The following is a 15,086-nucleotide window of genomic DNA, read 5'->3' as shown; positions in this document are numbered from 1 at the left end:
ATCATGCGTCACAATCGCGGCCATGTCCATGCCGCGTCCGCCGTGCACGCGAGATACCCTTGGCACTGAAGCCGCCCGGAACCCCGCCGGCCTGGCGTTCGCGGCCGCGGTGGCGTGGGCGATGATCGGACAGGATGATCGGACAGAGGGCACGGAAACCGAAACGTTTCCGGAAGGAGGCAGTGGCATGGCCCAAGGGCAAGGAATGGCGTCCGGCACGGATGCGCAGGCAGACGGGCCCTGGTTGGCCTTTTCCCCGTTGGCCATGGCCTCCCGACACCCGGACATCCGGCTGGCTCCCGGTGAGATCGACCGCGCCGGTGGATACCTTCCCGGGCGCCCGCGCGAAGACTTCGTGGCGGGACGGATCCTGGTTCGGGCGTTGTCTGCGGAACTGTTGGCTCGTGCAAGGCCACTGGCCCGCGAGGTACGCCCCGACGAGCTCGAGCTGACCCAATACTGCCCCAAGTGCGCTTCTTCCCGGCACGGCGTCCCGCGGCTCCGGGTGCCGATGACCGGGCAGTCCTTTTCCCTGTCCTACGCGCGCACCGCGGGCTGGCTGCTGCTGGGTCTGGCCCCCGCGAAATGGCGGATCGGCGTGGACCTGGCCGACGTGAACGATCCGGTCTTTGCGCCGGCGGAGGGCGACGGCCCGTTCGATGGCTATGCCTACGCGCCGGGGGAACGCCAGGAACTGGCTGCGCTGCCTGCGGACCAGCGGCGATTCCGCAGGGCCCAGTGGTGGGCCCTGAAGGAAGCCGTGGCGAAGGCGGCCGGCGAGGGGATTGCCGGCGCCGGGGGAATCCCGGTGGTCGTTGGACCCAAACGCCACCTGTTGTTGCGCAGCCCGGGCGCCCGGGCCGTGGACCTGGTTCCGGGAACCACCGACACGCTGGGCAACGTGCTGCCCGATGGCTTGATCGGCAGCATCGTCTGGGCGCCGATCTGACGACCTGATTAAAGGCCTATAGGACAGAAAGTGTGTCCGTGACCGACTTGCATCCCAACGCCGGCGCGGCAGGACGGGGTTACTTATACCTTTGAGCCATTAACCGTGAATGGTTCTGGAAATTCGAAGCGCTGTGAAGTATGCGGGTCCCGTCTGAAACGCAATGGAAAAACGACCGCCGGAACCCAACGCTGGAGGTGTGTTGACTGCGGTTCCAGCAGCGTGCGCAGGCGCCCGGACCTGGCCCGGAGGGCCGAGCTGGACAGGTTCCTCAGGTGGATGATGGGCAAGGATTCCCAGGCCTCGTTCGGGCCCGGCCAGGGCCGCACCTTCCGCAGGACCACAGCGTGGTGCTGGAACATCGAGCCCACCCTCCCGGTCACCGGCGAGATCCACGACCAGATCCAGATGGACGGGATCTACCTGGGCCGCGGCTGGTGCTGCCTGATCGCGATCGCCAACGGCTATGTCATCGGCTGGCAATGGTGCGACACCGAGAAGAAGGCGGCCTGGCTGGCACTGCTGGACCAATTCCCGGCGCCCCGGGTCGTGATCATCGACGGCGGATCCGGCCTGGCCTCCGCACTGGCCCAGGCATGGCCCGAAACCAGGATCCAGCGCTGCCTGGTCCACGTCCAGCGCAACGTGCGCACCCACCTGACCCTGCGGCCGCGCACCGAGGCGGGCAGGGCCCTGCGCCGGATTTCCCTGGCCCTGACACGGATCCGCACCCGGGAGGAGGCCAGCGGGTGGATGCAGGCGTTGAACCGGTGGCACGCCGAGCACGGGGACATGATCAAGGAACGCACCTACCCCTACGGCCCCCGGCAGGCCGGGGCGGGAACAGCACCAACCTGGTGGTACACCCACGACCGGCTCCGCAAGGCCTACCGGCTCATGGAACGCCTCACCAAGCACGGGCACCTGTTCACCTACCTGCACCCGGAGCTCGAGGAGCACGGGATCGAATCAACGACCAACCGGATCGAGGGCGGGGTGAACACCCAGTTGCTCGCCCTGCTGCGGGACCACCGGGGAATGCCGCCGGCGCATGCGAAGCGGGCGATCGAGTGGTGGCTGCACACGCACGGTGAAAACCCGGCGCCGCCGCACACCCTCATCCGCCCCGAACACCACACCCGGGAACCTACACAAAAGGAAATCGCAGAGGAAAAGATCGGGCCGGACATGCTGGGCACCGCACTGAGCGAGACCGAAGGACTCTGGGTCAGAAAAGGATGGGCCGGAAGGCCCTGCTAAACCTAGCCCTGGCATGGCGAAGCCCCGGGTGACACACTCGGGGCAGACACACTTTTTGTCCTATAAGCCTGATTAAAAGCGCGGTGGCGCCGGCCTGATCGGCCGGCGCCACCGCGCTCCTTCTGTCCAACTTCGATCCAACTCCGGATCAGCCCTTGACCGAGCCGCTCATCAGGCCGCCGACGAAGTACTTGCCGAGCAGGATGTAGACGATCAGCGTCGGAACCGAGGCGATCAGCGCGCCGGCCATCGACGCCGCGTAGTCGGTGAGCTGGCCGCCGGCCAGGAAGCTCAGCGCGATGGTCACCGGGCCGTTGCGTCCCGAGGAGAAGAACGCCGCGAACAGGTAGTCGTTCCAGGCGGAGGTGAACTGCCAGATCAGCACGACCACGAAGCCCGGGGCGGAGACCGGGAAGATCACCGAGGCGTAGGTGCGCAGGATGCCGGCGCCGTCCATGCGGGCGGCCTCGATCAGTTCGCTGGGGACCGACTCGTAGTAGTTCCTGAAGATCAGCGTGCAGATCGGCAGGCCGTAGACGATGTGCAGCAGCAGCAGCGACGGAATGCCCTGCGGCACGCCCAGGTTGCTCATCAGCTGGGTCAGCGGGATCATCACCGCCTGGTAGGGGATGAACATGCCGAAGAGGATCAGCGTGAACACGACGTTCGCGCCGGGGAACCGCCACTTGGACAATACGTAGCCGTTGATGGAACCCAGCGTGGCGGAAATGATGGCAGCCGGGATCACCAACAGGAAGGTGCGCCCCAGAGCCGGGGCCAGCGTGGTCCAGGCCTTGGCCCAGCCCGCGGTTTCCCAGCTTTGCGGCATGAGCCAGGCGCGCGACGGATCGGCGTCGGAGGGCCCTTTGAAGCTGGTGATGAACAGGACGTAGGCCGGGATCAGGATGACGATCACGAAGAACAGCAGCAGTGCGTACTTCAGCGTCCGGTTGATCCGGCGCCTGCCCTTGTTCGGGGCGCCGGCAGGCAGCTCGTCGGTGCTGCCCGGGATGGCGCCGTCGATGATAGAGGTGGCCATTAGCGCTTCTCCGCTCGCGAGGTGTACATGAGGTAGGGGACCACCACGAGTGCGACCAGTACCAGCAGGATCATGCCGATCGCCGCGGCGTCCGCGTAGTCGCTGCCGATGTACTTGACCCACATCATGGTCGCCGGGACCTGCACGTCATACGTGTTGGCATCCGGGACGATCGCGCGGATCAGGTCGAAGAGCTTCAGGGACATATGGCCGATGATGATGACCGCCGAAAGCATGACGGGGTTCAGTTGCGGGAAGATCACGTGGCGGTACAGCTTCCATTCGCTGCAGCCGTCGATGCGTGCGGCCTCGCGCAGCTCCTCGGGGATGCCGCGGAAGCCTGCAAGGAACAGGGCCATGACGTAGCCGGACAGCTGCCAGATGGCCGGGACCGCGATCGCGGCGATGCCCCAGGTGGGGTTGGACCACCAGTCGTTTTGCATGAAGCCCAGTCCCACCGAGTCCAGCAGGCGGTTCAGGCCGGTGGTGCGTTCGCCGCCGGGCTGGTCGGTCTGCAGACTGGAGAGCAGCCAGCGCCAGACCACGCCGGAGGCGATGAAGGACACCGACATCGGGAAGAGGTAGACGGCGCGGAAGAAGCCCTCGCCCTTGGCCGGCTTGTCCAGCAGCCAGGCCCAGAGGAAGCCGAAGATCAGCGTGCCGGAGAGGAACACGACGGTGAGGATCAGCAGGTTGGACAGTGCGTGCTGGAAGTTCGGGTCGGCCAGCAGGTTGGTGTAGTTCTCGAACCCGACGTACTTGTTGCTGGGCTTGGCCGTGTGCTGGTTGGTCAGGCTGACGCGGAAGTTCTCGAAGATGAGCCAGTAGACGAATACGCCGACCAGGATGATGGTCGGAGCCAGGAGCAGCAGCCCCGGACCCCAGTGCTTTACACGCCTGAACATGGTTTCCTCCCGGAAGAAGTTGGCGCCACAAACATGTGGGGGCGGATGCGTACCGTGCCGGCTACGACCGCCCCCACATGCATGATGGGTGAATTACTGGGCGAACTTGGCTGCGGTTGCCGCGGCCGATTCCTGCAGGGCCGCCACGTCGCCGTCGCCACCAAACTTGCTGACCGCGGTGCTCAAGTCGTTGAGCCAGGCCACGGGAACTGCGGCACCGTGGGCGAGCGAGGAAACGATCTTGTCCTGTGAGAAGTCCTTGATGGCGCTCTTCTGGTACTCGGAGAAGTCGTCGGTCTTGGCCGTGATGTTGGCCGGGATGGAACCCTTGGCCTTGTTGAAGGCGCTCTGGCCCTCGGCGGAACCGATGGTCGTCAGCCATGCCTTGGCGCCGTCGGGGTTCGGGGCGCCGACCGGCAGGGTGAAGGAGTCGGCCAGGAAGTTGAAGACGCCCTGGGTTCCGGGCATCGGGAAGTAGGTGTAGTCGACGCCGGCCTTGTCGCCGTCCTGTGCGAACTTGGCCTCCGCCCAGTCGCCCATGAGGTTGTAGGCGGCCGCGCCATCCTGGACCAGCTGCGTGGCCGGTGCCCAGTCGCTGAGCGAGTCGCGATCGGAGTTGGTGTAGCTCAGGGCCTTCTTGTAGGCCTCGATGGCCTTGGTGACGTCGGCGCCCTTCCAATCGGTCTTGCCGTCCCAGAGGCCGTTGTAGCCGTCGACGCCCAGGCTGGAAAGCAGCACGTTCTCAAAGAGCTGGACCTGGGTCCAGGAACCGGCAACGGCCAACGGGGTCTTGCCCGTCGCCTTGATCTTGTCCATGTCGGCAAACCAGGCGTCGAGGTTCTCGGCCGGCTTCGCCGGGTCAAGCCCGGCCTTCTTGAGGACCTCCACGTTTGCCCACACGACGTTGGAGCGGTGGATGTTTGAGGGAACCGAGTAGATCTTGCCGTCGACGGTGAGGCGGTCCACGAGGTCCTTGGGGAACTGGTCGGCCAGCTTGTTGTCGGCGTAGAAGCTGCTCAGATCCTCGAGCTGTTCGGCGTCGATGTAGTCCTGCAGTTCGGCTCCGGCGTGTGCCTGGAACGAATCCGGCGGATTGCCGGCCTTGAGCTGTGCGGCTAGCACGCTCTTGGCCTGCGAGCCGGCGCCGCCGGCGACGGCGAGGTTGTCGAAGGTCAGGTTCGGGTAGTCCTTGTTGAAGACGCCGACAAGGGCATCAAGACCGACCTTCTCGGAGCCGTCGGCCCACCAGGTGAACACACCGACCTTGCCCGTGGCTTCACTTGGCAGAGCTGCCGACTCGGCGGGCTTTTCCGCGGCACCGCCACAGCCGGCAAGGGTCAACCCCAGTGTTGCGGCCGCTGCAACCAGCGTAAGACGACGACGCATAATCTACCTCCACGAGTGTTTGAAAATGTGTGATTCTGTCGAGTTGTGTGTTTGCAACCCCGTCAATAGTTACCCCGGTCACATATTGCAGTCAACTACTTAACGCAAATTGTTATAACTATCGTGATGCCTAGTCAGGCTTCGGAAGTGCCGCGCTCTGCCGCAGCACCAGGGCCGCCGCTCCCAGGGCCTCGGCGCGGTCGCCCAGCAGCGACATGCACAGCGTGGTGTTTTCCCCGACGACGGGAATGGCGTGCCGCACGAGGCCCCGGCGGATCGGGGCAAGCAGTATTTCGCCCAGCGGGGCCAGCGGGCCGCCGAGGACAATGACCTCCGGATTGATCAGGTTGGCGACATTCGCCAGCGCGTGGCCAACCGCCACGCCGACGTCGTCGATGACCCGCAGGGTCGCCGAGTCCCCGGCCTTGGCCTGTTCGATGATGCTCTTGATGCTCACGGGTGCGCTTTCGGTGCGGCTGAGCAATTCGACCATGATGCCGGTGGATGCCACGGTTTCCAGGCAGCCGCGATTGCCGCAGCGGCAGATCAGGCCCTGGTCGAAGATTGTCGAATGCCCGATCTCGCCGGTGACGCCGAGGTTCCCGTAGTACAGCGACCCGTTGAGGATCAGCCCGGTTCCGATTCCGCTGCCGATCTTCAGGAAGCAAAGGTCCGCGCATTCCTGGTGTTCGCCCCAGGTGATTTGGGCCAGGGCTCCCAGATTGGAGTCGTTGTCTATGAATACGGGCAGGTCAAGTGCCCGGCGCAGGCGCGCGTCGATGTCGAGGTCCACCCAGTCGGGCAGGATCGCGCCGCGGATCACCATGTTGGTGCGGTGGTCGATTGGCCCGGGGATGCCGATGCCAGCGCCGATGAGTTGGCTCCGGCTTGTGCCAGTGCGCTCACAGAGGCTTTCGAGCATACGGGCGGCGACGTCGATGCTGGCTGCCACGCGGTGACCGACTTCCAATGCCGCGAATTCCTCGTCGAGCAGCCGGAACCCCGCCTGGGCCAGGACGACCCTGACGTGGCTGCGGCCGAAATCGATGCCCACCGCCACGTCGGCCTCGTCGAGGACGGTGACGCCCAGTGCGCGGCGTCCCGAACTGGTGGTCGGCGATGTGGCCACGCGCCCGGTGGACGCCAGTGACTTGACGATGTTGGAGATCGTCGCGGTCGAGAGGCCCGTTGCGCGCGCCAAGGCCGCCTGGGTGAGCGTTCCTTGGGTCCGCAGCGTGGCGAGAACGCGTTGTTCGTTGAGCACGCGCAGGGCCGACTGCGACCCGGGGTTCTGGTTGCGGGCCCTGACATGTTGATCTGCGGTCATGCTTAGAAGCGTGTGTGATCATGCCTCTTGGCGTCAAGAACTTAACGCAAATTCGTTTGATGGAAGATGTTCTTGAACGCAAAATTGACACTTGAAAGTGGGAATTTGTTTGAAGGATCCGCTGCTGGCTGCGAATCGCAACAGAAAATGGCCAGTTTCCTTCAGCGTTCAGTGCCCTGCTGCGCAAACACGCGCCCCGGCTTGGAGCGGTTGAAGGAGATCGACAGGGCGCTGGGTGCCCGAAACCGTGGTGGTCTCGGGCACCTGGCCACCTACGCCGGCTTGGCCCAGGTGACGGGCGCTCGGGAATCTCCATCCGCGGGAGCAGTACTCCATGAAGAGCAACAAGATTCTCGAACGCGCCCTGTTCCTCCGTGGTCGCGTCGCTCAAATGCAAGGACCGCATCTCATGGGCCTACTGCGAGAAGAAACGCACCAACGGCAGGAAGCCTGACCAGGCGGTCATCGCCCTCGCCCGCCGGCGCTGCAACGTGTTGTTCGCGATGCTGCGCGATGGCGCCATCCACCAGAGGCTTTTGTGTCCCCCTGGGCCGAAAGCCCAAACGGCGCCCGTGGTCCGGTCCGGAGCAGCAGGCCCGGATCGCACCGTCATGCCCAAAACCCGGCCAAGGGATATTCCGTGAACCTCGAAATGGACTTGCGAACACGATGGGCCCCGCGTTGCCGGAAAAGCATTCCGACCATGCCCAGAGTTTTTCGCTTTGATGTGGGAGGTTCACAAGATTGACCCGGGCTCCGCCAGCAAACGGGTCGACCGCGGCACGGACAGCTGCCCAACATAACCGGAGCCGACACCGTCAACCCGCCGGGAAGCTAGTTCTTCCAGCGGACAACGACGTCGCTTGAATCGGCTTCGGGGTCCTGGGGGTCGCTCGTGGGCCAACTCATGTAGTCCCCGGAGCAATAGTCCATGCCCCCTGCCCGCGAAACCGACACCACCGACAGGTCCTTGGAATCGCGGTCGTACACGTAGCGATTGATGACGGGATCTTCGAACTCACCCTCCTGATACATCCACGAAACCCGGCTTCCGCATTGGCTAAGCCCCCCAATCTCAGCGCCTTCGGGGTGTTGGAACATTTCTGTTTCGCGGGTGCGGGGGTCAACGAGGTAAAGGTTCTTGTCATAATCCAACGCGAACCCACGCTCATCAGAGCCCAGAAACCCCATGCCATATTCCGCGGTGGAGTCCTCTGCCACGCGAAGGATTTCATCCCGCTTTCCTCCCGGCACGTAGGAACTGATCGTTTCCGTATAGCCCTTTTCGCTGTCGTCCGGGACATCGACCGCAGCCAGTACCTTGTCTTCCCACATATTCACATACAGGAGATTTTTCGGCAGTTTCTCATCGGTGAGGGTCGGATCGAATTCGTCCCGCACGGTCGCGGGGTCTTCAAAGTCCACAGAGAACAATTTCTCTTCTGAGAAGTCATCCTCGGTGTTACTGCGCTCGAAGCTCCAATAGACCCTGCCGTCCGCCAATACTGGAGAGCTGAGCATCGTGTGTTCAAAGATATCGTTGGGACCCTTTTTCCATGAACGCTTTGCCAGCACCCGGACCTCGGTGCTCCCGGGAGAGACACTGAGGATTTTCCATCCCCTGCTCGAGGCATTCTCGGAATAGATTTCGCCCCAAATTATCCCTGCATCGGTAACCGTCATACCCTCAACTTTTTGCGGCAGATAATCCTTCTTTGAAGTTCCCGCGACGGTGAACGGCTCAAGGGCCCCCTCAACGTAGCGCCCGAGGCGCTGGGATTCCGGATCGATGCCATATTCGGTGCTCTCCCGCTCCTGCTCCTGATCCGATAGGCGAGGTCCGTAGAGTCCCACCAGCGTTCCGGAGGAGTCCACCGCCTCGGCGAAGAACACCATTTTCGAGTTCACGAGGCCACGAGTATCGGATTCTATGGTGAAGTCCTCGTCTTTGGTTGCCGCACGGGCACGCTCGATACCTTGGACATGGGCGGTGACCCTGGTGCCATCGGCCCACACCAGCGGAACAGGCGCCGGTGCCGGGGATGCCGCTCCGTTCGAGGGCTGTGCGGTAGTGGTGCCATTTGGCTGGGACAGCGGGGTGCAAGAGGTGAGTCCAAGGGACATCACGGTGCCAGCAACTCCAAGAGCCAACAGCGTCCTGGAAGTACTCTTCATGCTGCTCCTTGGGTTGAAAGGCAATTTCATGTGGGGTGCCCCTAGCGGGTTGGTCAAGTATTTTGAGGAATCTTTCAAGAATCCTAGTCACTGGCCTTAGTCCCTGGTCCTAGGCGTGCCGAAGGGGTTCGGTTTAATGATTTGAGCCGGACCATCGTGTTTCTGGAAGTGGTTTCCGTGTGGTGTTTGGGCGGTGGCCACTTCTGGCGCGTCAGCGTTATGGGACGTTCCGTCGCGCAGCATTGCGAACGGTACGGATTGTTCGGCGGGCACCGAACCCCTGGATCACCAAAGCAACGTGAGATTGAAAGTTCGAATTTGGCCTGCAGCAGGAACCCGTTCACGAAGTAGGAGCGTTCGCTGCGGTGTGAACCGCAACGCAATGCGGCGGCCGGCTCTTACGATCCAAGGATCGTAAGAGCCGGCCGCCGCTAGAAGTTGCCAGTTGCCGGAAAAGGGTCAGGGAACCAGGATCACCTTTCCGGTGGTTGCCCGGGATTCGAGGGCCGTGTGTGCCGCGCCGGCCTCGGCGAGCGGGAAGCTCGCGCCGATCCGGACGTTGAGCTTGCCCTCTGCAACAAGGCCGAAAAGCTCGCCCGAGCGCCAGCGCCGTTCCTCCGCGTCGAGCAGGAAGTCGGAAAGCTTTGGCCGGGTGACGGTCAGCGAGCCGTGCGCGTTCAGGCGCTGCAGATCGAAGGGTGGAACCTGGCCCGAGGCTCCGCCGAAGAGGACGAGGGTGCCGCGGGTCTTCAGTGAATTGAGGGAGTTCTCGAAGGTGTCCTTGCCGATGCCGTCGTAAACGACCTCAACGCCGCGGCCCTGGGTGATTTCACGAACGCGGGCGGGCACCTCGTCGTAGGCCAGTACGTGGTCGGCTCCTGCGTCCCGAGCCAGTGCGGCCTTTTCCTCGGTCGAGGTCGTGGTGATGACGGTTGCGCCGCGAAGCTTGAGGAGCTGGATCAGCAGCAAGCCCACCCCGCCGGCCCCGGCGTAGGTCAACACGGTGTCGCCGGGCTTGACGTCGTAGCTGGAATTGATCAGGTAGTGGGCTGTCATTCCCTGCAGCGGCAGTGCGCCGGCTTCCTCGAGGGAAACCCCGTCCGCAACCGGCAGCGCCTTGTCTGCATCGAGGACGGTGTAGTTGGCGTAGGTTGCGGATCCCTCGGCTGTTGCCACGCGGTCGCCGGGGGTGAAGCCGCTCACGCCGGCACCGACCGCCTCGACGGTTCCGGAGCATTCCGAGCCTGGGATGAAGGGGTAGCGGACCCTGTAGACGCCCGAACGCTGGTAGGTCTCGATGAAGTTCACTCCGGCGGCAGCAACCTTGACGAGCAGCTGGCCGGGTCCCGGCACGGGCAGTTCGGTCGAAACATACTCAAAAACTTCGGGTCCGCCGGCCTTGGGGGCGATAATTGCATGGGGACTCATGGGCGAACTCCTTAGGTGACGAGGTGACTCATGGCCACCCTATAGGTTTTGCGCCATCCGCCACCAAGACTTGAAGCGGGATGACGTTCGACATCCGCCGCCTGAATATTTATTAGCCATCATGCATAAATGCGTAGTAGGGTTTCATCATGACGATTTCAGTAGCTGTATCCGGAGCCAGCGGGTATGCGGGTGGCGAAGTCCTGCGCCTGCTTTCCAACCACCCCGACGTGACCATCGGCGCGATCACCGCGCACTCCAACGCCGGACAGCGACTGGGGGAACTCGCCCCGCACCTCCACACGCTCGCGAACCGGGTGCTGGTTGAAACCACCGTTGAACAACTCAGCGGACACGACGTGGTCTTCCTGGCGCTGCCGCACGGGGCAAGCGCGGAAATCGCCGCGCAACTGCCGGCCGAAACCCTAGTCATCGATGCCGGAGCAGACCACCGGCTGGAATCGTCCGAGGCCTGGGAAAAATTCTACGGGTCGGCACATGCCGGCACCTGGCCCTACGGCCTTCCCGAGCTTCCGGGAGCCCGTGAAAAGCTCGTCGGCGCCAAGCGGATCGCGGTTCCCGGGTGCTACCCGACCTCCGTCCAGCTGGCGCTGGTCCCGGGCTTCACGGCCAACCTGCTCGAACCCGACGACGTGGTGATCGTTTCGGCGACCGGCACTTCCGGTGCCGGCAAGACGGCCAAGGTCAACCTCATCGGTTCCGAGATCATGGGCTCGATGAACCCCTACGGCGTCGGCGGCGGGCACCGCCACACCCCCGAAATGGAACAGGGGCTCTCGAAGGCCGCAGGCGTTCCCGTCACGGTCTCCTTCACCCCGATGCTCGCGCCCATGCCGCGCGGCATCCTCACCACGGCCACCGCAAAGGTGAAGCCGGGTGTCGACGAGGCCATGCTGCGCGCCGCCTGGGAAAACGCCTACCGGGACGAGCCGTTCGTGCACGTCCTGCCCGAAGGCCAGTGGCCGGCGACATCCTCGGTCCTGGGATCGAACCACGCCCAGATCCAGCTTGCCTTCGACCCGCACGCCAACCGCGTGATCGTCTCGGCGGTCATCGACAACCTCACCAAGGGCACCGCCGGCGGTGCCGTCCAATCCATGAACATCGCACTTGGCCTGAACGAAACCGCAGGACTGGGTCTTGAAGGAGTAGCACCGTGAGCAACGCACCCCTGGGAATCACCGCACCGGCAGGCTTCAACGCCTCCGGCATCACCGCCGGCCTGAAGGCCTCGGGCAACCCGGACCTGGCAATCGTCAAGAACCTCGGCCCGACCTTCAACGCGGCTGCGGTCTTCACCTCCAACCGCGTGGCGGCGGCGCCCGTGCACTGGTCCCGCCAGGTGATCAGCGACGGCCGCGCCGACGCGGTGGTGCTGAACTCCGGCGGCGCCAACGCCTGCACCGGCCCCGAGGGCTTCGCCAACACCCACGCCACCGCCGAACACGCCGCCAAGGTGCTGGGCGTTTCCAGCGGCGACGTGCTGGTGTGCTCCACCGGGCTCATCGGCGAGCAGCTGCCGATGGACAAGGTCCTTCCCGGCGTCGACGCCGCGGCCGCGGCCCTGGGCACCGGCAACGAGTTCGACGGGGGAGCGGCGGCCGCCACCGCCATCATGACCACCGACACCGTGAGCAAGCAGGTCGGCTTCGCCGGCAACGGCTACACCATCGGCGGCATGGCCAAGGGTGCGGGCATGCTAGCACCGGGCCTGGCGACCATGCTGGTGGTCATCACCACCGACGCCGTGCTGGAATCCGCACAGCTGGATGCCGCATTGCGCGAGGCAACCCGGGTCAGCTTCGACCGCGCCGACTCCGACGGCTGCATGTCGACCAACGACACCGTCATCATCATGGCCTCCGGCGCCAGCGGCACCGTCCCTGACCTCGCCGAGTTCTCCGCGGGCCTGACCGGTATCTGCGTGGACCTGGCCAAGCAGCTGATCGGCGACGCCGAGGGCGCGGCCCACGACATCACCATCCGCACCTTCAACGCCGCCACCGAGGACGACGCCGTCGAGGTCTCGCGCACCGTCTCGCGCTCGAACCTCTTCAAGACCGCCATCTTCGGCCAAGACCCCAACTGGGGCCGCGTGCTCTCCGCGGTCGGCACCACCAAGGCCGCCTTCGAGGCCGACGAACTGAATGTGTCGATCAACGGCGTGCAGGTCTGCCGCAACGGCGGCGTGGGCGACGACCGCAACCTCGTGGACCTCACCGGCCGCCAGGTGCTCGTGGAAATCGACCTGAACGCGGGCGCCGCCGAGGCCAGCCTGTGGACCAACGACCTGACCCACGAGTACGTGCACGAGAACTCGGCCTACAGCAGCTAGCCAGACGGCACACCGGGGTGGGTAACGGGGATTGAACCCGCCACCTTTCCGGACACAACCATCCGGTCCCAAGCTTTTCAGTGAGGAACACCAACATGCCCGACACCCAGCGCACCCAGATGGATGCCGCCCAGCGCAAGGCCGAGGCCCTGATCGAGGCCCTGCCGTGGATCCAGCGTTTCGCGGGAACCACCATGGTCATCAAGTACGGCGGCAACGCCATGATCAACGAGGACCTGCGCCGCGCCTTCGCCGAGGACATCGTCTTCCTCCGCCACGTGGGCATCAACCCCGTGGTGGTGCACGGCGGCGGACCGCAGATCAGCTCGATGCTCAACCGCCTCGGCATCGAATCCGAGTTCAAGGGCGGGCTGCGGGTAACCACCCCGGAAACCATGGACGTGGTCCGCATGGTGCTCACCGGGCAGGTGCAGCGCGAGCTCATCGGCCTGATCAACTCGCACGGCCCCTACGCCGTGGGCCTCTCCGGCGAGGACGGCGCCCTGCTGCGCGCCATGCGCACCGGGACCTACATCGACGGGCACCACGTTGACCTGGGCCTGGTCGGCGAGGTGACGGGCGTGAAGCCCGACCAGATCCTGGACCTGCTGGCCGCCGGCAAGATCCCCGTGGTCTCCACGGTGGCACCGGAGGTCGACGACCACGACGAGCCCACCGGGCAGGTGCTCAACGTCAACGCCGACACCGCCGCGGCGGCCCTGGCCAGCGCGCTCAGCGCCTCCAAGCTGGTCATCCTCACCGACGTCGAGGGCCTCTACGCCGCCTGGCCGGACAAGTCCTCGCTGATCACCTCGCTGGACACCGAGGAGCTGCGCGCGCTGCTCCCGAGCCTGGAATCGGGAATGATCCCGAAGATGGCAGCCTGCCTCAAGGCCGTGGACGAGGGCGTGGAACGCGCCCACATCGTCGACGGACGCCAACCGCATTCCATGCTGCTGGAGGTCTTCACCTCCGCCGGCGTGGGAACCCAAGTCATCCCCAAGGACGCAGCATGAACGAGATCATGGCCGAAGAAATCGGTGAACTGAACACCCTGGCCGGCAGCGAGCTGCTGGCCCGCTACAACAAGTCGCTGCTCGGGGTCTTCGGGACCCCGCAGCAGGTGCTGGTCCGCGGCGCGGGTTGCCTGGTCTGGGACGCCGACGGCAAGGAATACCTCGACCTGCTCGCCGGGATCGCAGTGAACGCGTTGGGCCACGCCCACCCGCTGGTGACCTCCGTGATCTCCTCGCAGCTGGCCACCCTGGGACACATCTCCAACTTCTTCACCAGCCCCACGCAGATCGCGCTGGCCGAAAAGCTGCTGGAACTCAGCGACGCCCCGGCCGGCTCCAAGGTCTTCTTCAGCAACTCCGGCGCGGAGGCCAACGAGGCAGCCTTCAAGCTGGCGCGCCGCAACGCCGGCACCGCCGAGGCGCCGCGCACCAAGATCGTTGCACTGGAGCAGGGATTCCACGGCCGGACCATGGGCGCCCTGGCACTGACCTGGAAGTCCGCCTACCGCGAGCCCTTCGAACCGCTTCCCGGCGGCGTCGAGTGGGTCCCTGCCGGCGACGTCGAGGCCCTCCGCGCGGCCGTCGACGAGAACACCGCCGCCGTCTTCATCGAACCCATCCAGGGCGAGGCAGGCGTCATCGAACTCGGCGCCGAATACCTGAAGGCAGCGCGCGAGATCACCGCCGAGGCCGGCACGCTGCTCATCTTCGACGAGGTGCAGACCGGCATCGGGCGCACCGGTTCCTGGTTCGCCTCCGCTGGCGTCACCCCCGACGCGATGACCCTGGCCAAGGGCCTGGGCGGCGGCTTCCCGATCGGCGCCATGATCGTCTTCGGCGAGGAAAACACGGCACTGCTCACCCCCGGGCAGCACGGGACGACGTTCGGCGGCAACCCCGTGGCAACCGCCGCGGCCCTGGCCACCTTGCACGTCATCGAGGCACAGAACCTCCTGTCGCACGCCAACAAGGTCGGCGAGGATGTACGTGGCAAGCTCGCCGCCCTGGATTTCGTCACCGAGGTCCGCGGCCGCGGCCTGCTGATCGGACTCGACCTTGCGCAGGACGTCGCCCCCGGCGTGGTGAAGGCCGCGCTCGATGCCGGGTTCATCATCAACGCACCGGGTCCGCGCACCCTGCGCCTCGCACCTCCCTTGATCGTCACCACCGAACAGCTCGACACCTTCGTTGCGGCCCTGCCGGCGCTCTACGCCGCGGCCGTTTCCAGCACCAAGGAGTAAGACC

General features: G+C 64.9%; 12 protein-coding genes and 1 pseudogene. 7 read left to right on the top strand and 6 right to left on the bottom strand.

All coding sequences use genetic code 11. The features are described 5' to 3' along the window. The first annotated feature begins 187 nt into the window (after positions 1-187). The gene (locus tag ACIQLF_RS19035; protein ID WP_400301985.1) at positions 188-949 is read left to right on the top strand and encodes a 4'-phosphopantetheinyl transferase family protein; all 762 of its coding nucleotides are present in this window, start codon (positions 188-190) and stop codon (positions 947-949) included. 51 nt (positions 950-1,000) lie between these two features. Beyond that, the gene (locus ACIQLF_RS19030) at positions 1,001-2,209 is read left to right on the top strand and encodes an IS1249 family transposase (RefSeq protein ID WP_400302212.1); all 1,209 of its coding nucleotides are present in this window, start codon (positions 1,001-1,003) and stop codon (positions 2,207-2,209) included. Positions 2,210-2,357: 148 nt separating this feature from the next. Here the strand turns inward: ACIQLF_RS19030 and ACIQLF_RS19025 are convergent, their stop codons facing one another. The 4 genes from ACIQLF_RS19025 to ACIQLF_RS19010 all read right to left on the bottom strand — a co-directional run bounded on the left by ACIQLF_RS19025 (position 2,358) and on the right by ACIQLF_RS19010 (position 6,866). After that, positions 2,358-3,248: a carbohydrate ABC transporter permease gene (locus ACIQLF_RS19025; RefSeq protein ID WP_400301982.1), complete on the bottom strand. Its 891-nt coding sequence runs from the start codon at positions 3,246-3,248 to the stop codon at positions 2,358-2,360. Next, positions 3,248-4,153 carry a carbohydrate ABC transporter permease gene (locus ACIQLF_RS19020; RefSeq protein WP_400301979.1) on the bottom strand — a complete coding sequence of 302 codons (906 nt, stop codon included), beginning with the start codon at positions 4,151-4,153 and terminating at the stop codon, positions 3,248-3,250. Before ACIQLF_RS19020 ends, ACIQLF_RS19025 begins: the two co-directional genes overlap by 1 nt. Before the next feature lie 93 nt (positions 4,154-4,246). After that, a complete protein-coding gene (locus ACIQLF_RS19015; RefSeq protein WP_400301976.1) occupies positions 4,247-5,539 on the bottom strand; it encodes an ABC transporter substrate-binding protein in 1,293 nt (430 codons plus the stop codon). Positions 5,540-5,669: 130 nt separating this feature from the next. Further along, the gene (locus ACIQLF_RS19010; protein ID WP_400301973.1) at positions 5,670-6,866 is read right to left on the bottom strand and encodes an ROK family protein; all 1,197 of its coding nucleotides are present in this window, start codon (positions 6,864-6,866) and stop codon (positions 5,670-5,672) included. Positions 6,867-7,127: 261 nt separating this feature from the next. Between ACIQLF_RS19010 and ACIQLF_RS19005 the strand changes: the two are divergent. After that, positions 7,128-7,396, top strand: a pseudogene (locus ACIQLF_RS19005) (IS110 family transposase); the annotation flags it as partial. A gap of 304 nt (positions 7,397-7,700) precedes the next feature. On the opposite strand, the gene ACIQLF_RS19000 reads toward ACIQLF_RS19005, so the two are convergent. Continuing rightward, a complete protein-coding gene (locus tag ACIQLF_RS19000) occupies positions 7,701-9,041 on the bottom strand; it encodes a hypothetical protein (protein WP_400301970.1) in 1,341 nt (446 codons plus the stop codon). Between the two features lie 459 nt (positions 9,042-9,500). Next, positions 9,501-10,469: a quinone oxidoreductase family protein gene (locus ACIQLF_RS18995; RefSeq protein ID WP_400301968.1), complete on the bottom strand. Its 969-nt coding sequence runs from the start codon at positions 10,467-10,469 to the stop codon at positions 9,501-9,503. Between the two features lie 149 nt (positions 10,470-10,618). Here ACIQLF_RS18995 and argC point away from each other — a divergent pair, with 149 nt between their 5' ends. The 4 genes from argC (at position 10,619) to ACIQLF_RS18975 (ending at position 15,082) form a co-directional block, all read left to right on the top strand. Continuing rightward, on the top strand, positions 10,619-11,650 hold the full coding sequence (gene argC / locus ACIQLF_RS18990; protein ID WP_400301966.1) for an N-acetyl-gamma-glutamyl-phosphate reductase: 1,032 nt from the start codon (positions 10,619-10,621) through the stop codon (positions 11,648-11,650). Positions 11,651-11,661: 11 nt separating this feature from the next. Then, positions 11,662-12,825, top strand: a complete 1,164-nt coding sequence (gene argJ / locus ACIQLF_RS18985; protein ID WP_400302210.1) for a bifunctional glutamate N-acetyltransferase/amino-acid acetyltransferase ArgJ — start codon at positions 11,662-11,664, stop codon at positions 12,823-12,825. A gap of 95 nt (positions 12,826-12,920) precedes the next feature. Next, on the top strand, positions 12,921-13,841 hold the full coding sequence (gene argB / locus ACIQLF_RS18980) for an acetylglutamate kinase (RefSeq protein ID WP_400301964.1): 921 nt from the start codon (positions 12,921-12,923) through the stop codon (positions 13,839-13,841). Then, positions 13,838-15,082: an acetylornithine transaminase gene (locus tag ACIQLF_RS18975; RefSeq protein WP_400301962.1), complete on the top strand. Its 1,245-nt coding sequence runs from the start codon at positions 13,838-13,840 to the stop codon at positions 15,080-15,082. The genes argB and ACIQLF_RS18975 overlap by 4 nt, the downstream gene beginning before the upstream one ends. Positions 15,083-15,086 lie beyond the last annotated feature (4 nt).

Origin of the sequence: Paeniglutamicibacter sp. NPDC091659 (genome assembly GCF_044756805.1) — a bacterium.
In the GTDB taxonomy this organism is placed as follows: domain Bacteria; phylum Actinomycetota; class Actinomycetes; order Actinomycetales; family Micrococcaceae; genus Paeniglutamicibacter.
The sequence above is the reverse complement of the archived record's forward strand: the minus strand, read 5'-3'. Positions and strand labels throughout refer to the sequence as shown.

Coding starts and splice junctions, on each gene's coding strand:
- ACIQLF_RS19035 (WP_400301985.1), top strand. CDS start 188: ATGGCCCAAGGGCAAGGAATGGCGTCCGGCACGGATGCGCAGGCAGAC.
- ACIQLF_RS19025 (WP_400301982.1), bottom strand. CDS start 3,248: ATGGCCACCTCTATCATCGACGGCGCCATCCCGGGCAGCACCGACGAG.
- ACIQLF_RS19010 (WP_400301973.1), bottom strand. CDS start 6,866: ATGACCGCAGATCAACATGTCAGGGCCCGCAACCAGAACCCCGGGTCG.
- argB (WP_400301964.1), top strand. CDS start 12,921: ATGCCCGACACCCAGCGCACCCAGATGGATGCCGCCCAGCGCAAGGCC.
- ACIQLF_RS18995 (WP_400301968.1), bottom strand. CDS start 10,469: ATGAGTCCCCATGCAATTATCGCCCCCAAGGCCGGCGGACCCGAAGTT.
- ACIQLF_RS19020 (WP_400301979.1), bottom strand. CDS start 4,153: ATGTTCAGGCGTGTAAAGCACTGGGGTCCGGGGCTGCTGCTCCTGGCT.
- ACIQLF_RS19015 (WP_400301976.1), bottom strand. CDS start 5,539: ATGCGTCGTCGTCTTACGCTGGTTGCAGCGGCCGCAACACTGGGGTTG.
- argC (WP_400301966.1), top strand. CDS start 10,619: ATGACGATTTCAGTAGCTGTATCCGGAGCCAGCGGGTATGCGGGTGGC.
- ACIQLF_RS18975 (WP_400301962.1), top strand. CDS start 13,838: ATGAACGAGATCATGGCCGAAGAAATCGGTGAACTGAACACCCTGGCC.
- ACIQLF_RS19000 (WP_400301970.1), bottom strand. CDS start 9,041: ATGAAGAGTACTTCCAGGACGCTGTTGGCTCTTGGAGTTGCTGGCACC.